Origin of the sequence: Mesorhizobium sp. B3-1-9 (assembly GCF_006439595.1) — a bacterium.
GTDB lineage: Bacteria > Pseudomonadota > Alphaproteobacteria > Rhizobiales > Rhizobiaceae > Mesorhizobium.
The window spans coordinates 85,550-103,804 of the sequence record NZ_VFTJ01000013.1 but is presented as its reverse complement, the minus strand read 5'-3'; the positions used below and the strand labels follow the sequence as shown (position 1 = coordinate 103,804).

Below are 18,255 nucleotides of genomic sequence, written 5' to 3'. Positions count from 1 at the left end.
CCGGCTTGGTGACCTCAGCCTTCCTGGCAGGCCGGGATAGGAGCGACGTCTTGTTCCGGCGCCGATCCGCGACGCAGGCCGAGAAAGACGACGATGGCGGTCAGCGCGGTGATGGTCGCCAGCACGACGAGCAACCGGTCGAAGGCCGTCTCGTAGGCTTGAACCAGGGCACTGGCGTCGGCCAAGTGCAGATGTTGCACCGTTCCCACGATGTTGCCGGTAACCAGAAGTTGCGCCGCCGCGGCCGCTTCGGCGGGCGAGGCCAGCCCTTGAGCGCCGAGCCGCGCGGCCGTGAAACCGGACAAGGTCGCCATGACGATCGCCAGCGCCACGCCCTCGCAGGCGACGCGGGTGGTGTTGAAGATGCCGACCGCCATGCCGGCGCGCTCCTTCGGCACGACGCTGACGGCAAGTCCGTCCATCAGCCCCCAGGGCAAGGCGATGCCGATGCCGATCAGGATCAGCGGAGCCACCAGCGCGCTGTCCGCCGCGGGCACCCGGCTGAGCCAGACAAGGCCGGCCGCGGCGACGAGCAGGCCAGCACCGCAGATCGTCGCCGGAGCGATCCAGCGCGCCGCCTGGCCGGCCAGCAGCGGCAAGATCAGCAGCGGCCCGGAGAGGCAGATCATCAATTGCCCCGCCCTGATCTCGCTCATCCCCTCGACGCCGATGAAGCGGATCGGCAGGAGCACGAGCAGGACGACGAAGGCATAGGCGGGTGCCGCGGCCAGGAACTGGACGCCGACGAAACGCGGGAAGCGAAACAGCGTCAGGTCCAGCATCGGCCGGCGCACGCGCCGCTCGACAATGACGAAGGCGGCAAAGAAGATGGCGGCCACGCCGAGAAGCGCGACAACGAAGGGATTGGCCCAGCCGCTCTGCGGCGCCTGCAGCACGCCATAGGTCAGCGCGGCAAGCGCGACGGTAAAGGTGCCGGCTCCCGCCCAGTCGAGTCCGGTTGCGTCAGGGTCGCGCGATTCGGCGACGGTGCGCAGGCCAAGTGCGGCGGCAGCAATCGCAAGCGCCGCCACGAGAAGAAAGATCGCGCGCCAGCCGAATGTATCGATGAGCAGGCCGGAGGCGACTGGGCCGAAGGCGAGCCCGATGCCGAAGCTGGTGCCGAGGAAACTGAAGGCGCGCAGCCGCAATTGCCCATCGAATTCCTGGGCAAGCGCAGAGGCGCCGCCGGCGAAGGCGGCAGCGCCGCCAATGCCTTGCAGGGCTCTGAACATGTCGAACCAGACGATGTCCGGCGCCAGCATGCAGCTCAGCGCGGCAAGCACATAGCTCGCGAGGCCGACGAGGAAGATCCGCTTGCGGCCATGGTTGTCGGCCAGCGCCCCGGCCGCCATCAGGCCGGCGCCGAAGGTCAGCATGAAGGCATTGGTCACCCAGTTGAGCTCGATTGGACTGCCGCCGAGATCGGCGGCAATGCGGGACAGCGCCACGGCAGGGCCGGTGAAGCTCAACGGCATCGTCATGGCTGCGAGGCAAACCGATAGCAACACGAGCCATCTGCCGGCCGGGCCGGTTCTGGTCATCAAAGTCATGGCTTTTTCCTATCTGTGGCGGGCTTGCCGGCGTGCCCCTGACTGGCGGCGCCGATCGTAACGACAAGATAGGGCGGTGACATTTCCGGCAAAATAGTATTAGATCTCCAGTCATCCCGGAATGAAACGCTCGAATAGGGCTCGAAATAGGTTTGTACCGTGGATCGTCTCAACGGCCTTCTGGCTTTCACCCGCACTGCCGAGCTAGGCAGTTTCGTCACCGCCGGACGGGCGCTCGGCATCTCCGCCTCCGCCGTCGGCAAGAGCGTCGCCCGGCTCGAGCAGGAGCTTGGCGTGCGGCTGCTGCAGCGCAGTACGCGGCGCATCGGCCTGACCGAGGAGGGCAAGCTGTTCAACGAGCGGGTGCGCCGCATCCTCGACGACATGGAAGACGCGGAGGCGATGCTGTCGCGCACACGCGAGACGCCGCATGGCCGGCTACGCATCTCGACGCCGATCGTCACCTATCACCTGCTGTTGCCGGTGCTGTCGGAGTTCATGGCCCGCTATCCCGAAATCGAACTCGACATCGATTTCAACGATCGCATCGTCGACGTCATCGACGAGGGTATCGACGTCGCGATCCGCAGCGGCGAGTTGCCCGACTCACGATTGGTGTCGAGGCCGGTCGCGCCCTTTCGCATGCTTCTGTATGCGGCCGCTTCCTATCTTGACCGGCATGGCACGCCCCGCACGCCCGCGGATCTCACGGCGCATTTCGGCATACATTTCCGCTTTCTCAACAGCGGCAGGCTGCTCGACTGGCCGTTCATCACCGGGAGCGCCGCGCCGCAGATCCGTTCGATGCTGACCTGCAACAACATGGAGGCGTTGAAAGGCGCGACGCTTGCCGGTCTCGGCATCGCCTGCATGCCCGATTTCCTGGTGCGGGAGGCGCTGCATGAGGGAAAGCTGCGCACCGTGCTTGAAGACGATGTCGACGGCCGCGGCCAGTTCCGCATGCTGTGGCCGTCCAATCGCCACCTCTCGCCGAAGGTCCGCGTCTTCGTCGATTTCCTGCCCGAACGGCTTGCGGCAGGGCGGGACGAGAGCCCGCGGCGATGATCAGTAGGTCGTGCGTCCGCCGGAGAGGTCGAAGGTCGCGCCGGTGGTGAAGGAGTTCTCGTCCGACAGCATGAAGACGATCATAGCGGCCGCCTCTTCGACCTCGACGAAACGGCCGCGCGGCACTTTGCCGAGCATATAAGCGACCTGGGCCTCGGTGAGTTGCTCCAGAATGCGGGTGCGAGCGGGCGAGGGGGTCAGCGCGTTGACGGCGATGTCGTGGCCGGCGAGCTCCTTGCCGAGCGACTTGGTCAGCGCCAGCACGCCGGCTTTTGCAGCGGAATAGGCGGCGGCATTGGGATTGCCTTCCTTGCCGGCCACCGAGGAGATGTTGACGATGCGGCCGTAATTGCGCGCGATCATGCCGGGCACGAGGCGCTTGCAGCAATAGAAGACGCCGTTGAGATCGATATCGACGATCTGGCGCCATGCGGCGGGATCGTAGTCCACCACCGTCGCCGCCGGCCCGGCAATGCCGGCATTGTTGACCAGGAGATCGACGGGGCCGAGCGTCCGCTCGGTCTCAGTGGCGGCGCGGTCGACGGCCTCGATCTGCGACTGGTCGCAAAGGATGGCCTCGACGCGGCCGAGCGAAGCGAACTCGGCGGCGGCCTTGGCCATCGCGGCTTGGTCGACGTCCCAGATAGCGACACCGGCGCCCGACGACAGCAGGCGTCGCGCGACCGCAAGGCCGATGCCTTGCGCGCCGCCCGTCACCACGGCGATGCGGCCGGAAAGATCGACGGCGTTCAAACGGCGGTTCATCGGCAATTCCCCTGCTTCTTTAGAGCAATTCAGCATCCCGACAGGATTGCCGACCTGCTCCAATTTTCTGTTTTTACGCAATTCCGGACGGAAAACCGCCGAGCACTTTCCTGGAATGCTTTGGCATTGGATAGCCCGGATCAGCCCCTGACGTTTCGCGCCACCAGTCTGGCTACGCTTGGCCCAATGAGCAGCACGACCAGGAAGCGCGCCGACTGCAAGGCCATGACGAAGGAGATTCCGCGCCATGCGCTCCAGAAGCGCCGCGTCCGAGGGCGCTCTGGTGAGGAGTCCACCTTTTGGTCTTAGACCCGGAGCCGGGAATGCGAACCCTCGTGGCGCCTTGTTGGCAGGGCCGCAACACCCTCACTTGTCCATGCCAAACAACGCTTCGATCTCTTCGCCACCCATGCGATCGAAACTTTCGGGGCTGGAAAACTGGCCAGCCATAAAGTCCACACGCCGTATCTGTGCAGCGGTAGGTTGACCGATAGGCACGACCTTGACCAACGGCTTGCCTGCCTTGGTGATGATAAACGGCTCACCTCCGGCGGCCTGGTCTACCAGACGTGATAAATTAGTCTTTGCATGGTGGATACGGTCCGCATTAGGTGCTCCAACAAACGATAGAGCTGTTCCCCAGTCAGCCGGCCTTTTCGGGCGCGGGAAGGCCAAAGCCGCCGACCGGGTTGGTCTCGACCTGGAACTCGAAGCCGGCGATGAAGGGACGCGCCTTGGCGATCGCGGCCTGGACTTCCGGCAATTGCAGCGAGGCCTTGTGGCTCGCTTGGTCGGTCCATACTTCGGTGACCCAGATCGCGTCGGCGTCGACCGGATCGATGGCGATGATGTAGCTCAGGCAACCGGGGAGGGCGCCGGTGCTTTCGCGCAGCACGTCCATGACCGCATCGCGCTGGCCGCGCGCCGCCCGCATCTTGCCGATCAGTCCGTACATGCCTTTGCTCTCCCTCCAGGTTGCGCGCTGCACCGAGTATGCAATCGACCGCTCACGGCATCAACTGGCCACCATTGACCTCGATCACCTGGCCGATGATGTAGCCGCTCAACAGGTCGGACGACAGGAACAGATAGGCGCCGACGCAATCCTCAGGCGTTCCGGCGCGGCCCTGCGGTATGGTGGCGACCATCGCCTTGATCTGCTCGGCGTTCGAATAGCGTTCGTGGAAGGGCGTCAGGATCGTGCCCGGCGCCACGGCGTTGACGCGGATGCCAAAGCCGATCAACTCCTTGGCCATGCCGCGCGTCACGTTGGAGACGAAGGCTTTGGACGAACCATAGAGGCCTGCGCCGCCGCCGGCGCCGTTGCGGGCGGCGATCGAAGTGGTGTTGATGATGAAGCCGCCCTGGCGCTTCAGCCACGGTATCGCCTTGCGCGAGGCGGTCAGGACAGAGCGCGCATTGAGGTCCATGACCGCGTCGTACTGCGCCTCGTCCTGATCGGCATAAGCGACGCGGCCGAGCATGCCACCGGCATTGTTGACCAGGCCGTCGAGCCGGCCGAAATGGTTTGCGCTCTCCTCGACGACACGTTCGACGTCGGCAGGTTTCGAAAAGTCGCCCTGGACCAGAAACACCTCGCCGCCATCGTCGCGGATGGATCCGGCCACGATTTCGGCGGGCGCTAGGCTCGCGTTGTAATGCAGCGCCACGCGGCATTTCTGCGCCGCGTAAGCACGGGCAAGGGCCGCGCCGATGCCGGTCGAAGCGCCGGTGACCAGCACCGCCTTGCCGGCAAGATCGGGGATGGCAAGTGTCGTCATGTCGGCTGGCCTCCGGGCTGCCATCCTTCGTAGGCCATTGTCGGCCTGGCCTTCAAGTCCGCGCATTCAGGGCCTGAGATAGACATAGCCCTGGTGCTGCAGCTCGGCGAGCCTCACGACGCCGCCCTTCTCGGCAAGCTCGAAGCCCGCCAGCAGGTCGGTCAGTGCGATATCCATGCCGTGCAAGGTGTTGCCGCAGGCTTGCGGGACAAGTCCCTGCTGGACGAGGCCCGCGAAGCGGCTGGAAACAGCGCCGGAAGCGCCCTTGGACTTGAAGGCGGCCAGAGCCGGACCGTGCACCACAAGCACGATATCGACATTGCCGCCGGTGCCTTCATAGTGGTTCTTGATGTTGCCGAGGACGAAGTTGACCTTGTCCGCGTCGCTGAGGTGGTAGGCGACTTTCAGCCGCCCCTCAGGTGTTGCCGCATTTGCCCGGCCCAGGCCGAACAGGCCCGTGGCGCCTGCGAGACCGGCACGAAAAATGTCACGGCGCAGCATCCTATCCTCCCTCGCCTCGCCCGCTCGCGCGATTTTGCGTGGTCCAGGCGGCACTCCTAGACTAGCATATCCCGGCCCTGTCGGTGGGAGGAGGATCACATGACATCGAGGACCATGGTGGCGAGGACCATGGCGGGCGTGGCGCTTTGCGCCGCCCTTGCCGCTTTAGTCGGCGCGGCGCGCGCCGAACAGCCGCCCAAACTTCCCGAGCTCAGCCCGACTGGCGCCGACGCCTGCTTCGGCCGCGTCTACGACGCCGCCCATCTCAAGGCGCATCCGCATCAGAAGGTGGCGCGCATCTTCTTCCTCTACGGCCATGACCCGGTGAGCCGGCCGAACGAAGAACCCGCCGCCAACCAGGATACTTCCTATAACGGCTTCCTCACCACCACGGTGCGCGGCGCCAAGAAGCCGGAATGGGCAAGCAGCTGGTGCAACAAGGAGGATCCAAGCGACAAGGCGAGCGGCGTCCGCTGCGGCATGGATTGCGACCGCACGCTGGCTTCGCTGAAAGTCGACGACAAGGGAAAGCTGCTTCTATCCGGTCTGTCGCAAGACGTCTATCTCGACCCGGATTCGGAAGAACAGCTCGGCAAAGCGGAATACAACAAGCAGGTGCTGGGCAGCGAGGACGATAATTTCAAGCTGGATCCGATGCCGGCCGACAGCTGCAAGGCGGAGTTCGCGCGCATCGATCCGATCGACCCGGCGCTTGGCGATCCGCTGCGCGTGCGGCTCAAGCCCGATCAGCCCTTCTGCTTCGGGCGTGACTACGACGATGCGCATCTGAAGTCGCATCTCAACCAACTGACGCAATCGATCCGTGTTTTCCGCGGACCTGTCGAGCTCGCCTCCTTCGCCGCCGGCGGCGATGCCGCGAACTGGCCCGACGGGGCGGACATCGCCGTTTCGGTGACGACGAGGCAGAAAGGGGGAAAGGTCACGCAGACCTATTCCTGCCAGGGCGAGGCCGACCAGTGGCGCTGTTCGGCCAGCTCGAAGATGAGCGACTTTTCCTGCGACATCTCGCAGAAGGAAATTTTCCTCAAGCGCGGCGCCAACGGCACGATGATGGTCGCGAACCCCAACAATGCGGTGGCGGTCCTCGATCTCTGCTCGAAGGCGGCGAATGGCAAGACCAGGTCCGACGACAAGGTCTATCGGCTGCAGCCACTGCCACAGTCGGCCTGCGCGCCGTAAGGCCTGCCGATATTCAGGTGAGGCCGGCCTGCGAACGGTGGCTTCCTGCGCTTCCGGTGCTCACGTACTTTTAAGTACGCTCCGCGCCGGTTCTCGGAAGCCATCGTTCTCGACTCGGCCTGACCTGAATCTCGACAGGCCCTGGTTGGCGCTAAGCGAAAGGCACCGCCGTGGTGCCTTTCGGCAGCTTGGCCTCGTCGTCCGGCTCGACATGGATGGTGACGCGCACCGAGGGGTTTTCGGCTTTCAGCGCATCCTCGATGCGGTCGCAGATGACATGGCTGGCGCCGACCGTCATGTCGGCGTCGACGACGAGGTGGAACTCGATGAAGGTGGCGCGCCCGGCTATGCGCGTCTTCAGGTCGTGCACTTCGAGCGCGCCCTTCGAATTGGCCGAGATGATGTCGCGGATCTGCATGTGCTCGTGGTTGTCGACGGCGCGGTCCATCAGCCCGTTCATCGACGAGCCGATGACATGCCAGCCCTGCCACAGGATGTTGAGCGCGACGATGACGGCCAGCGCCGGATCGAGGATCTGCCAGCCGGTGAGCACGGCGCCGACAAGACCGCCGAACACGCCGACGGATGTCACCACATCGGTCATGATGTGCTGGCCGTCGGCGACAAGCGCGGGCGACTTCGCGTTCCGGCCGGTGCGGATCAGCGCCCAGGCCCAGATCGCATTGATGACCGTCGCGACGCCGTTGACCGCAAGGCCTTCCCAGGGCTGTTCGAGCGGAGCCGGATGCTGCCAGGACTGCCAGACCTCGTTGAGGATCAGCAGCGCCGCGACGACGATCAGCACGCCTTCCAGCACCGCTGAAAGATACTCGGCCTTGTGGTGGCCGAAGGGATGGTCCTGATCGGCGGGCTTGTAGCTGACCTGGATCGCCCAGAAGGCGGCGGCCGAGGCAATCACGTTGACGATCGATTCCAACGCGTCGGAATAGAGCGCGACGGAGCCGGTGATGTACCAGGCGGCAAGCTTCAAGACGAGCACGACACAGGCGACGACGATCGACCAGAAGGCAAGCCTGGCGACCTTCTCCCGGGTCGCGGCTTTCGCTGCGGCCGCTGTCGTGTCCAGCGTTTGCGCCATCTTTTCTAAGCGGCCTTTTCCTTGGCCTTGCGCGGCAGATGCGCGACGATGTTCTCGATGATGCGCATGCCGGCATTGTGACCGAGCGTCATGATCGATTCCGGATGGAACTGCACCGCCGCGATCGGCTCCTTGCGGTGCTCGAAGGCCATGATGACGCCGTCCTCGGTCTCGGCGGTGACCACGAAACCGTCGGGCAGGCGCACGGGGTCGGCGAAGATCGAGTGGTAGCGGCCGACGGTCACTTCCTTTGGCAGTCCGGAGAAGATGATGCCCGGCTTCGAGACGCGGATGCGCGACGGCTTGCCATGCATGGGGATGTGCAACTGCCGCAACTCGCCGCCATAGGCCTCGGCCAGTGCCTGCAGGCCGAGACAGACGCCGAAGATCGGCAGGTCCCGGGCGCGCGCCTTCTTGATGGTGGCGGCGCAGTCGAAATCCTTCGGCGTGCCCGGTCCGGGCGACAGCACGACGAGATCCGGCTTGAGCCGCTCGAAAACCTCTTCCGGCACCGGCGAGCGCACCGTGGAAACATTGGCGCCGGTCTGCCGAAAGTAGTTGGCCAAGGTGTGGACGAAACTGTCCTCATGGTCGACCAGCAGGATGTTGACACCGTCGCCGACGCGCGCGGTGGTGCGCTCGGTTCCGGTGGCGTTGCCGGTCTTGGCGTCGCGGATGGCGGAGAGCATGGCGGATGCCTTCAGTTCGGTTTCGGCTTCTTCTTCCTCGGGCACGCTGTCGAAAAGCAGCGTGGCGCCGGCGCGCACCTCGGCGATGCCGTCCTTGATGCGGATGGTGCGCAAGGTCAGTCCGGTGTTCATGTCGCCGTTGAAGTTGACCATGCCGACGGCGCCGCCATACCAGGCGCGCGGGCTCTTCTCGTTCTGCTCGATGAAGCGCATGGCCCACAGCTTCGGCGCGCCGGTGACGGTGACGGCCCAGGCGTGTGAGAGAAACGCGTCGAAGGCGTCCATGCCTTCGCGCAGCCGCCCCTCGATGTGGTCGACGGTGTGGATCAGGCGCGAATACATCTCGATCTGGCGGCGGCCGATGACGCGCACCGAGCCCGGCTCGCAGACGCGCGACTTGTCGTTGCGGTCGACGTCCGAGCACATGGTGAGCTCGGATTCATCCTTCTTCGAGTTGAGCAGTTTCAGGATCTGCTCGCTGTCGGAAATGGCGTCGTCGCCGCGCTTGATCGTGCCCGAGATCGGGCAGGTCTCGACGCGGCGGCCGTTGACGCGCACGAACATCTCCGGCGAGGCGCCGATCAGATATTCGTTTTCGCCGAGATTGATGAAGAAGGAATAGGGCGAGGGGTTGATCGACTTCAGCTTGCGCGAGATGTCGGAAGGCTGGGTCTCGCAGCGCTCGTAGAACATCTGTCCAGGCACGACCTCGAACAGGTCGCCGCGCTTGAAGCTCTCCATGGCGCGCCGCACCAGGTTGGCGTATTCGCCCGGCTCGTGGTCGCCGCGCGGCGGGATGCGGTCGGCGGTCTTGAACGGCTCGGCGGTGGCGTCGCGCGGCAAGCCGTCGGTCGAGAAGCCTTCGCCCGAATAGTCGTAGCGGTCGGTCCAGGCCTTGGTCGAATAATGGTCGACGACCAGGATCTCGTCGGGCAGGAACAGCACGAGGTCGCGCTGGCTTTCCTTGCGCTCGAGCTTGTAGTCGACCGGGTCGAACTGGAAGGCCAGGTCGTAGCCGAAGGCGCCGTAGAGGCCGAGATTGGCGTCTTCGGCGGTCTTGAACAGCGCGGTGATGGCGCGCAGCACCGTAAACACCGACGGAACGCGGCTGCGCTCCTCTTCGGTGAAGACGCGGCCGGGTTTCGCCACATCGAGGCGAATGAGCGTCTTCGAGGTCTCGGAGATCGTCACTTCGCTCAAGCTGGCAAGCGCCTTGCCGATCACGGGCAACAGCGCTTCGCCGCGCTTGTTCAGCGCTTCTATGCGCATCGTGCGCCCCCGCGCCGAGATCACCAGCGGCGGATCGATGATGGCCGTATCCCAGCGCGTGTAGCGGCCCGGATATTCGTAGTTGGAGGAAAACACTGCGCCGCGGCGAGAATTCAGGCCGTCGACATAGGCATCGATCGCGCCTTCATAGGGCCTGTCGTGGCGTTCGCGGGTGATCGTCACGCCGCCCGCGGTGACGAAACGCTCCGCCCCGTTGTCCAGAACTTTAGTCGTCATTGCCGTCTCCATCAGCGTTTTGGGCAACGGACCCGGGAATGGCTTTAAAAAACAAATGGCCGCCCGGACATTCCGTTGCGGCCACCCTCTACTTTCACGCGCACACGCACGAACAGGCCGCTGTCAGCGAGCCCACCACCAAACGGTCTTGTTCGAACGCATGTTCATGGCGACTCCCTTAGCGGCGAATGACTGGATCGGCAAGCGGAATCGGGAAACTCACCGGACGACGCAGATCGCCTGCCACCTTCGTGCGCGGCGCGAGAGAGCGGGAGCCCGGTTTCGATATCTCGCGCGGTCCGGTCGAGACAGGCGAGCAACCATTCAGCGCGGCGGGACCGGTGAGGGATCGTGCTTAGGCTCAGCAACTATGAATTTGATCTGCCGGCGACGGCGCCCGTCGCCGCCGGCGACCATGTCCATGTGCACATCTGGAGAGCCTGCGCGGCCTCTGATCCGAGGCGCTCATCGATGGATGAGACCCTCAGTCTTCCAGCGTGCCGGAGCGCGCGTCGCTGCTCCTGGTGTCGCCGGCGAGCTTCAGAAGATCCTCGCCGGCGCGGATGATGCGGCGCGCGCGGCGGGTCAGGATGAAGCCTGATTGCGGGGCAAACACTTCCGTGCGGCCGCCAGCCTCGCCGGGCGCATGGACGATCGTCGCCAGCCTGTCGCCTTTCTTGACGCGGTCGCCGGGCTTGACGTCGTAGAGGATCGCGCCGGCCCTGGGCGAAGGCATCATGTCGATGTTTTCCAGCGGTACGACAGGGCCGGAAAATTTCTCGAATTTCGGTACGGACGGGTCCCGAACGACGCCCCGCGTCACCAGCAGTCGGTAGAGTCCTGTCGCATCGGCCGCGGCCAGGGCGCCATCGACGTCGAGTATGCCGCGATATTCGACCGTGGTGACGGCGCGGCGGTCGAAGCGCGCGACGCTCGCTGGCACGTTCTGATAGGGCATGATCGAGGCGCTTTCGAAGGTGCCGGTGTTGTCCTCACTCCACAGCAGGACGGCTTCGGCGCCCATGGCGGCCGCGCAGTCGGCCATATGCGGCCACAGGCTGGTGTGGATGTAGAGATAGGCAAGGCCTTCGTCGTCGCAGTGGAGGTCAAGGACGATGTCGTTGCCGAGGGAGAACTGGACGAGCCGGTTCTTCAGCCGGCGATCGGCGCCGCCGAGGCTGACATCGGGCAACAGCCTGGCGTCGGGCGCGGCAAGCAACGGAAAGGAGCGGTTGAAGTTGGTCCGGGTGCCGAGATTGAAGCGGCCCTGATGCTCGCCGAAATGATATTGCGCGCGGCCGATCGGATTGGCCCAGGGCACGATGGTGATCGGACCCTTGATGCGGCCCTCGGCCTCCGCCTTGGCCAGCATCGGCATCAGCGCGTCGACGGCGACGACGCCCGGCAGCTCGCCGGCATGCAGCGCCGCCTGCAGATAGGCGGAAGGAGCCGCCTTGTCCTTGCCCTCGAAGCGCAGGACCGGAAATTCGTAAGCGACACCCTCGCTGTCGCCGGCGATGCGCTCGATCGTCTTCTGCATGGGATACCTCCGCGTGAAGAGGTTTCACCCATGCATTTTTGCAATCGGGCTGTCGAGTGGTCCAGCCGGGCCGTGCTGTCGGGGCAGGGTGGCTACGGCGAAGACGCCAAGCCTTGCTACGGCGAAGACGCCGAGCCTTATTCAGCCGGTTGTGGCTGCAGGACCGTGCGGCGGTCGAGCGCCTGCGACAGCACGGCCACGGCGACGGCCAGAAGCGCGAGCCCCGCGCCCACCAGCGGCAGGTTGGCGTAGGATACGCCCCAGGAGATGGCGAGGCCGCCGATCCAGGCGCCGCCGGCATTGCCGACATTGAAGGCGCCCTGGTTGAGCGTGGCGGCAAGGTTCGGTCCTTCGGCAGCCGCTTCGACGACGCGTATCTGCAAAGGCGGCACGACGATGAAGATCAGCATGCCCCACAGGAAGACGATGGCGACAGCCACGCTTGCGATGGCGCCGAGCTCGGTAAAGACGACGAAGAGCAGGGCCATGGCGAGCAGCGTGGCGATCACCGTCGGCATCAGCTTCCAGTCCGCCAGCCTGCCGCCGATGATGTTGCCGATGGTCATGCCGGCACCGAACAAGAGCAGCACCCAGGTGACGGTCGCCGTCGACAGGCCGGAGACGTCGGTGAGGTAAGGCTTGATGTAGGTGAAGACGGCGAACAGGCTGGCGGAGGCGAGCGAGGCGATCAGCATCGCCAGCCAGACCTGCAGCTTGCCGAGCACGCGCAACTCGCCGACCAGGCCGCCGCCGCTGGGCTCGGCGACATCCGACGGCACCAGCCAGGCGATGGCCGCGACCGAGATGAGGCCGATGCCGACGACGGCGAGGAAAGTCGCACGCCAGCCGAAGGCTTCGCCGAGCGCCGTGCCGGCGGGAACGCCGAGGATGTTGGAGAGCGTCAGGCCGGCAAACATCAGCGCAATCGCGCTCGCCCGCTTGTTGCGCGGCGCGAGGCTCGCTGCAACGACGGAGCCGATGCCGAAGAAGGCGCCGTGGCCGAAAGCGGTGAAGACGCGCGCCGCCATCAGCAGCCAGTAGTTCGGCGCGATGGCGCAGAAGAGGTTACCGATGACAAAGAGGGTGGCGAGGCCGACAAGCACCGGCTTGCGTGGCAGGCGGGCGGTTGCCATGGCGACGATCGGCGCGCCGAAGACGACGCCCAGCGCATAGCCGGTTACCAGAAGGCCAGCGGACGGGATCGAGACGCCGAGGTCGGCCGCGACTTCCGGCAGCAGGCCCATGATGACGAATTCGGTGGTGCCGATGCAGAAGGATGCAATGGCGAGCGCTAGGATCGGCAGCGGCATGGGATGTCCGGACTGAATCGGTTCAAAATTTAGACTGGCGCTGGATATGCCCGGCGCACAAGCGCCATTGTTGCAACGCAGCAATGCAGAAACGGAAGAGCGCCCGGCTGGGCTCAGAGACCTTTGTTTCACGGCTACGGCGAAGTCGCCGAGCCTGACCGCTTCGCACTTTTCCTGGACTTGCTCTAAGCCAGCGGCTTCAGCTCCTGGGCAATGGTCGGCAGCAGCTCCGAGACGGTGGGGTGGATGTGCATGGCGCGCGCCAGCGTCGAGATCGGTGCCTTGGCATACATGAGGTCGAGCACGCAGTGGATAGCCTCGTCGCCGCCCGGTCCGAGCACCGAGCAGCCGAGGATTTCGCCGGTGTCGGCATCGGCCAGGATCTTCATGAAGCCTTGCGTCTCGCCTTTTTCGACCGCGCGGCCGACACGCGTCATCGGCCGCTGTCCGACCAGCGCGCGGCGGCCGGATTTCTTCACGGCGGCTTCCGTCATGCCGCAGCGCCCAAGCGGCGGATCGATATAGAGCGCATAGGCTTCGATGCGGTCGCTGACCTTTCGCGGATCGTTGTCGAGCAGGTTGGCGGCGACGATCTCGAAGTCGTTGTAGGAGGTATGGGTGAAGGCGCCCTTGCCGTTGCAGTCGCCCATCGCCCAGATGCCGGGCACATTGGTGCGCAACTGGTCGTCGACGACGACGAAGCCGCGCTGATCGACCGCGACGCCGGCCTTGTCGAGGCCGAGATCGTCGGTGTTCGGAACGCGCCCCAGTGCCAGCAGCACATGTGAGCCGATGGCCGGCGGCTTATCGGCGGAGAAGGTGACGGCGATGTCGCTGCCCTGTTTGGCGAAGCTTATATCGTCAGCGCCGACATGAACGGCGATGCCTTCGTTTTCGAGGATGGACAGGATGGCCGCGGACGTGTCCTCGTCCTCGCGGCCGGTCAGCCGCGGCGCCTTCTCGATCACCGTGACTTCGGAGCCGAAGCGGCGGAACATCTGCGCGAATTCGAGCGAGATGTAGCTGCCGCCGACGACGATCAGATGGCTGGGCAGCACATCGAGGTCCATCATCGAGGCATTGGTGAGATAGGGTACGTCGTTGACGCCGGGCAGGTTGGGCACCGAGGCGCGGCCGCCGGTGTTGAGGAAGATCTTTGGCGCGGTCAGAAGTTGGTCGCCGACGCGCACGGTGTCGGCGGATTCGAAACGCGCATGGCCGCGATAGAGCGTGCAGCCCTTCATGCCGGCGATCCATTTTTCGAGATTGCCGCGGGCGTCGTTGGTGACCTTGTCCTTGCGCGCCTTGATCCGCTCGTAATCCACGCCGACGGGGCCCGAGAGCGCGACACCGTAGTCGGCGGCGCGGCGGGCGAGATGCGCGGCATAGGCGCTCGCCACCATCGTCTTGGTCGGCATGCAGCCGGTGTTGACGCAGGTGCCGCCGATGAACTTGCGCTCGACCAGCGCGACCTTCATGCCGGCGGCCTCGAGCCGGCCGACAAGCGGCGGGCCGGCCTGGCCGGCGCCGATGACGATGGCGTCGAAGCTTTTTGCGCTCATGCGACCGCCGCCACGATGAGCAGCCCGCCGATGATCGCCACCGCGTCCTCGATGAAGGCGGCGGGCGGATCCTTGCCGAAGGCGGCGGCCAGCCGGCCGCGCGCTTCGGCGCCGCCCAGCGTGCCGATCACCGCGCCGATCGCGCCCGCGACCAGGCCGCCGATGGTGGCGCTGGCGGTCGCGCCGATGACTGCGCCGCAGAAGGCGCCGGTCACGATGCGGGTGCCGAATTGCTGCGGCACTTTCCGGCTCGGTGTCGACGGCAGCTGATCGGTGACCAGCTCAACGATTGCCAGGATGGTGAAGATGCCGACGGCAATCCAGTGACCCATGAAGCTCGCCCAGGTGCCTGCGACCGGGAGCCAGCCGAGATAGGAACCCCAGGCGACGGCGGCGGGCGCGGTCATGGCGCGCAGGCCGGCAATGACGCCTATCAGCAGTGCAAGAATGTAAAGCATGATCGCCCCCTCAAAGAGACCCTCGTACAGTCTCGCAACGGCAGGCTAGCATAAGCCAAGCGTTTGGCTACGGGGCTTTTGTCAGACGATCGATTATGCTTTGGCGATTATGCTTTGGCAGCAGACGAAACCTGGAGGTGCCACCATGACGACAAGCGAACGCATGAAGATGGCGGCGGGCGAATGGTACACCTGCATCGACGATGAGCTGGAGACGTTGCGCGTTGCCGCGCGCGATGCGGTGTTCGAGCACAACGGCCTGCCGCCCCGGCGGCGCGGCAATATCGCTCCGGCCTTGCGGGCGCTGCTCGGCGGCGCGGGCGAGGGGGCTCGCATCGAGGCGCCGTTCCATTGCGCCTATGGCTTCAACCTGTTCCTCGGCGATGGCGTCTTCCTCAATGCCGCCTGCACCATCCTGGACACCGCGCCGGTGCGCATCGGCAAGGGATCGCTGCTTGGGCCCAATGTGCAGATCTACTGCGCCGAGCATCATCGCGAGGCCTCCGGCCGGCTGGCCGGACTGGAGATCGCCAGGCCCGTGACGATCGGCGACAATGCCTGGATCGGCGGCAGCGCGGTCATCCTCGCCGGCGTCAGCATAGGCGAGGGCGCCATCGTTGGCGCGGGTGCGGTGGTGACGCGCGACGTGCCGGCGAACACCACCGTCGTCGGCAACCCGGCGCGAGGCGTTGCGCCTCGCTGAGCGCACTGCGGTTCGAGCGTTCCGGTATGCTGTTCTATGCGCTTCCTGACGGAAAACCGTCGCGCAGGGTTCCTGGAATTGCTGTGGCGCAAGCAAACCGGATCGTCGCTTCGAAACCGTCTTCGCGGCCCGATGCCGGCGAATTCAGGCTCAGTGCCGCGCCAATCTGCTGTAGGATCTTGCCGACGATCGCCAGGCCGAGACCCGAGCCGCCAGAAGGCGTCGTTCCGCGTTCGAAGCGTCTCAGCAGCTTGTCGGGCGCCGGCACGACGGGACCTTCATTGATCACGCTCAACCCCGCGCTGTCGTCGACCCGTATCACCACCGTTCGACCCTGGGCGCCGTGTCGAAGGGCGTTTTCGATCAGGTTGCGCGTCACGATCGCCAGCGCGTCGGGATCGATGGCCACCTCCACCGTGCCTTTTGACGGCCTTTCGAGGCTCAACCGGGATTTGTTCTCGGCATGCTGTTCGAAATCCGCGACCACAAGCGCAACCACTGCGCCCAGATCAGCCGATTTTCCGGCGGCAATTCCGGCATCGGCGCGCGCCAGTTGCATGAGTTTCTCCGAAAGGTTGGACAGGCTGACGAGCGCCGCCTTGATCTGTCGCGGGCGCTTCATACCCGCATCGTCGGTTGCCTCGGCGATCATCCGCTCGGCCTGGGCCAACGCTCCGGCGATCGGAGTGCGCAGTTCGTGGGCGGCGTTGGCGGTGAATTCCTTTTCGGCTTCCATTGCCATGTGGAGCCGCCGCATCAGCCTGTTGACCGACTTGGCGATTGCCGCGAGCTCGATGGGGAGATGCTCGGTGTCGATCGCGGCGAGATTGTCGCCATCGCGGGCGCTGATGTCGGCACGCAGCTTTCCGATCGGGCGCATGAACCGTGTCAGGGTCAGCCAGGCAAGTATCGCGCTGAGCGGTGTCAGGGCAATCATCGGCACGAGGAAGCCGGCGGCGGCTTCCAACGTCTCTTCGTTGCGGCGCTCGTCGCTCTCGGCGACCTGGACGAACAAGGTGCCGCTTACCGCCGGCTCGGTGTAGACGCGCCATCCCGCCTCTTGCGAGAAGCCTCGCGTGAGCCCGGTCGTCAGCGGAGTGGCTGGCGCGCCGTGGGAATGGAGCATTATCCGACCCTGGCTGTCCCGCACCTGGTAGATCAGCCGTTGGCCATCTTCTTGCGAGACGGCCTCCGCCAGTTCGCGCGGAGGCTGAAGCGTTTCGCGTCCAAAGAGGTCGTCAATGACGAGCGGCAGCAACCTGCGGGCCGCCTCCTGCATCGAATTGTCCATGGCCTCGTTGATTTCGCGATGAAGCGTGAAGGTTCCGGTGGCGGCTGCCACAACTCCAAACATGACGGTTACGATGATCAACGAGGCGACCAGCCGTCCGACAAGGCTGAATCGCCAGCTCATCGGGCCACTAGGCGATAGCCAAGCCCCCTCACGGTCGAGATCACGTCGCGGCCGAGTTTTCTGCGCAGGCGGCTCACATAGACCTCGACGGTATTGCTCTCCACCTCGGCGCCAAAAGCGTAAAGCGCGTCCTCTACCTGACCCTTGCTGACCGTGACGCCTGGCCGGCCGAGAAATTGTTCCAGCACGGTCCATTCGCGGGCGGTCAACTGGATCTCCTTGCCGCCGACCAGCACGCGGCGATGGGCAGTGTCGACCTCGACCGGCCCGATCCGGATGAGCGGGTTGGGGTTCCCGACATAGCGGCGCGCCACCGCCGCCAGGCGGGCGGACAATTCGCCCAGATCGAATGGCTTGACCAGATAATCGTCCGCACCGGAATTCAACCCGTCTATCCTGTCCGAGAGCTGATCGCGAGCAGTGAGGATTATGACCGGAGTGCGGTGGCCGTCGCGGCGGAAAACCTTGAGGAATTCCAGGCCCTTGCCGTCCGGCAAATGCAGATCGAGCAGCATCAGCTGATACGTCACGACACGCAAATGCTCACGGGCTTCCTCAAGTGTGCCGCTCCAATCGACGGCATGGCCATCGGCGGCCACGTGGTCGCGCACGGCTTCACCCAGCACGCGATCATCCTCGATCAACAGAACACGCACGCCGCCTCCGCAGCCTAACCATCCGTCCCATGCAGAACGATACTGACAGTAGCCTGAACGCCAGTCCCATCAATCGGCGCGTCTGCTCTCCAAGTGCGGCATTTGCAAGAACCGGCCGGCGTTCAGGCTGCTGTCAGCTTTCGGTCGCAGGTTTTTCGGCATCGGAATCAACCGATGGAGAAACCGATATGAGAACAATCGTGCTGACCGCGCTGGCGCTGGGCCTGGCCGCGCCGGCCTTCGCAGCAGACCGATGCAACGTGCCGACCGACCAGTGGCAGCCGCGCGAGGCATTGCAGAAGAAGCTGGAAGGAGAGGGCTGGAAGGTCCGCAGCATCAAGACCGAAAACGGCTGCTATGAAGCCAAGGCGGTCGACGCCAGCGGCAAGAGGCTGGAAGGCGTGTTCAATCCCAAGACGCTGGAGTCGGTCGGCGCCGATTCCGACGACGGTTGAT

At 65.0% G+C, this 18,255-nt stretch carries 18 protein-coding genes; 4 read left to right on the top strand and 14 right to left on the bottom strand.

The features are described from left to right. Positions 1 to 14: 14 nt before the first annotated feature. Entirely contained in the window at positions 15 to 1,550 is a 1,536-nt protein-coding gene (locus FJW07_RS21745; protein ID WP_140858729.1) for an MFS transporter, read from the bottom strand. Between the two features lie 159 nt (positions 1,551 to 1,709). Between FJW07_RS21745 and FJW07_RS21740 the strand changes: the two genes are divergently transcribed. Beyond that, on the top strand, positions 1,710 to 2,615 hold the full coding sequence (locus FJW07_RS21740; RefSeq protein ID WP_140704011.1) for a LysR family transcriptional regulator: 906 nt from the start codon (positions 1,710 to 1,712) through the stop codon (positions 2,613 to 2,615). Here FJW07_RS21740 and FJW07_RS21735 read toward each other — a convergent pair whose 3' ends face one another. From FJW07_RS21735 to FJW07_RS21710, 5 genes are all read right to left on the bottom strand, one after another. Beyond that, positions 2,616 to 3,368 (bottom strand): SDR family NAD(P)-dependent oxidoreductase, encoded by a 753-nt coding sequence (locus FJW07_RS21735; protein ID WP_140858753.1) that lies wholly within the window; start codon positions 3,366 to 3,368, stop codon positions 2,616 to 2,618. It lies immediately after the preceding gene. Between the two features lie 378 nt (positions 3,369 to 3,746). Beyond that, positions 3,747 to 3,977 (bottom strand): type II toxin-antitoxin system prevent-host-death family antitoxin, encoded by a 231-nt coding sequence (locus FJW07_RS21725; protein WP_140858752.1) that lies wholly within the window; start codon positions 3,975 to 3,977, stop codon positions 3,747 to 3,749. A gap of 46 nt (positions 3,978 to 4,023) precedes the next feature. After that, a complete protein-coding gene (locus tag FJW07_RS21720; protein WP_140645698.1) occupies positions 4,024 to 4,335 on the bottom strand; it encodes a putative quinol monooxygenase in 312 nt (103 codons plus the stop codon). Between the two features lie 52 nt (positions 4,336 to 4,387). After that, positions 4,388 to 5,161 carry an SDR family oxidoreductase gene (locus FJW07_RS21715; RefSeq protein ID WP_181166803.1) on the bottom strand — a complete coding sequence of 258 codons (774 nt, stop codon included), beginning with the start codon at positions 5,159 to 5,161 and terminating at the stop codon, positions 4,388 to 4,390. Positions 5,162 to 5,227: 66 nt separating this feature from the next. Next, entirely contained in the window at positions 5,228 to 5,662 is a 435-nt protein-coding gene (locus tag FJW07_RS21710; protein WP_140858727.1) for a DsrE family protein, read from the bottom strand. 99 nt (positions 5,663 to 5,761) lie between these two features. On the opposite strand from FJW07_RS21710, the gene FJW07_RS21705 reads away from it, so the two are divergent. Continuing rightward, entirely contained in the window at positions 5,762 to 6,862 is a 1,101-nt protein-coding gene (locus FJW07_RS21705; protein ID WP_140858726.1) for a hypothetical protein, read from the top strand. Positions 6,863 to 7,013: 151 nt separating this feature from the next. On the opposite strand, the gene FJW07_RS21700 is transcribed toward FJW07_RS21705, so the two are convergent. From FJW07_RS21700 to FJW07_RS21675, 6 genes are all read right to left on the bottom strand, one after another. Continuing rightward, complete coding sequence (locus FJW07_RS21700; RefSeq protein WP_140858725.1) at positions 7,014 to 7,961, bottom strand: cation diffusion facilitator family transporter; 948 nt, start codon at positions 7,959 to 7,961, stop codon at positions 7,014 to 7,016. 5 nt (positions 7,962 to 7,966) lie between these two features. Then, a complete protein-coding gene (locus FJW07_RS21695; RefSeq protein ID WP_140858724.1) occupies positions 7,967 to 10,156 on the bottom strand; it encodes an anthranilate synthase in 2,190 nt (729 codons plus the stop codon). 484 nt (positions 10,157 to 10,640) lie between these two features. Next, on the bottom strand, positions 10,641 to 11,696 hold the full coding sequence (locus tag FJW07_RS21690) for a succinylglutamate desuccinylase/aspartoacylase family protein (protein ID WP_140858723.1): 1,056 nt from the start codon (positions 11,694 to 11,696) through the stop codon (positions 10,641 to 10,643). 137 nt (positions 11,697 to 11,833) lie between these two features. Next, positions 11,834 to 13,006, bottom strand: a complete 1,173-nt coding sequence (locus FJW07_RS21685; RefSeq protein WP_140858722.1) for an MFS transporter — start codon at positions 13,004 to 13,006, stop codon at positions 11,834 to 11,836. A gap of 185 nt (positions 13,007 to 13,191) precedes the next feature. Then, on the bottom strand, positions 13,192 to 14,568 hold the full coding sequence (locus FJW07_RS21680) for an FAD-containing oxidoreductase (protein ID WP_140858721.1): 1,377 nt from the start codon (positions 14,566 to 14,568) through the stop codon (positions 13,192 to 13,194). After that, the gene (locus FJW07_RS21675; protein ID WP_140858720.1) at positions 14,565 to 15,026 is read right to left on the bottom strand and encodes a DUF4126 domain-containing protein; all 462 of its coding nucleotides are present in this window, start codon (positions 15,024 to 15,026) and stop codon (positions 14,565 to 14,567) included. The genes FJW07_RS21680 and FJW07_RS21675 overlap by 4 nt, the downstream gene beginning before the upstream one ends. A gap of 145 nt (positions 15,027 to 15,171) precedes the next feature. Here FJW07_RS21675 and FJW07_RS21670 point away from each other — a divergent pair, with 145 nt between their 5' ends. Continuing rightward, entirely contained in the window at positions 15,172 to 15,729 is a 558-nt protein-coding gene (locus tag FJW07_RS21670; protein WP_140653278.1) for a sugar O-acetyltransferase, read from the top strand. A gap of 34 nt (positions 15,730 to 15,763) precedes the next feature. Here FJW07_RS21670 and FJW07_RS21665 read toward each other — a convergent pair whose 3' ends face one another. Then, positions 15,764 to 17,083 (bottom strand): ATP-binding protein, encoded by a 1,320-nt coding sequence (locus tag FJW07_RS21665; protein WP_246680840.1) that lies wholly within the window; start codon positions 17,081 to 17,083, stop codon positions 15,764 to 15,766. 56 nt (positions 17,084 to 17,139) lie between these two features. After that, positions 17,140 to 17,799: a response regulator transcription factor gene (locus FJW07_RS21660; protein ID WP_140858718.1), complete on the bottom strand. Its 660-nt coding sequence runs from the start codon at positions 17,797 to 17,799 to the stop codon at positions 17,140 to 17,142. 188 nt (positions 17,800 to 17,987) lie between these two features. On the opposite strand from FJW07_RS21660, the gene FJW07_RS21655 reads away from it, so the two are divergent. Next, on the top strand, positions 17,988 to 18,254 hold the full coding sequence (locus tag FJW07_RS21655) for a PepSY domain-containing protein (protein WP_140653284.1): 267 nt from the start codon (positions 17,988 to 17,990) through the stop codon (positions 18,252 to 18,254). Position 18,255 lies beyond the last annotated feature (1 nt).

Bases quoted from the DNA above. Each gene is read 5' to 3' on its own strand.
- FJW07_RS21745 (WP_140858729.1), bottom strand. From the start codon at position 1,550: ATGACTTTGATGACCAGAACCGGCCCGGCCGGCAGATGGCTCGTGTTG.
- FJW07_RS21720 (WP_140645698.1), bottom strand. From the start codon at position 4,335: ATGTACGGACTGATCGGCAAGATGCGGGCGGCGCGCGGCCAGCGCGAT.
- FJW07_RS21715 (WP_181166803.1), bottom strand. From the start codon at position 5,161: ATGACGACACTTGCCATCCCCGATCTTGCCGGCAAGGCGGTGCTGGTC.
- FJW07_RS21710 (WP_140858727.1), bottom strand. From the start codon at position 5,662: ATGCTGCGCCGTGACATTTTTCGTGCCGGTCTCGCAGGCGCCACGGGC.
- FJW07_RS21705 (WP_140858726.1), top strand. From the start codon at position 5,762: ATGACATCGAGGACCATGGTGGCGAGGACCATGGCGGGCGTGGCGCTT.
- FJW07_RS21700 (WP_140858725.1), bottom strand. From the start codon at position 7,961: ATGGCGCAAACGCTGGACACGACAGCGGCCGCAGCGAAAGCCGCGACC.
- FJW07_RS21695 (WP_140858724.1), bottom strand. From the start codon at position 10,156: ATGACGACTAAAGTTCTGGACAACGGGGCGGAGCGTTTCGTCACCGCG.
- FJW07_RS21690 (WP_140858723.1), bottom strand. From the start codon at position 11,696: ATGCAGAAGACGATCGAGCGCATCGCCGGCGACAGCGAGGGTGTCGCT.
- FJW07_RS21685 (WP_140858722.1), bottom strand. From the start codon at position 13,006: ATGCCGCTGCCGATCCTAGCGCTCGCCATTGCATCCTTCTGCATCGGC.
- FJW07_RS21680 (WP_140858721.1), bottom strand. From the start codon at position 14,568: ATGAGCGCAAAAAGCTTCGACGCCATCGTCATCGGCGCCGGCCAGGCC.
- FJW07_RS21675 (WP_140858720.1), bottom strand. From the start codon at position 15,026: ATGCTTTACATTCTTGCACTGCTGATAGGCGTCATTGCCGGCCTGCGC.
- FJW07_RS21670 (WP_140653278.1), top strand. From the start codon at position 15,172: ATGACGACAAGCGAACGCATGAAGATGGCGGCGGGCGAATGGTACACC.
- FJW07_RS21665 (WP_246680840.1), bottom strand. From the start codon at position 17,083: ATGTTTGGAGTTGTGGCAGCCGCCACCGGAACCTTCACGCTTCATCGC.
- FJW07_RS21655 (WP_140653284.1), top strand. From the start codon at position 17,988: ATGAGAACAATCGTGCTGACCGCGCTGGCGCTGGGCCTGGCCGCGCCG.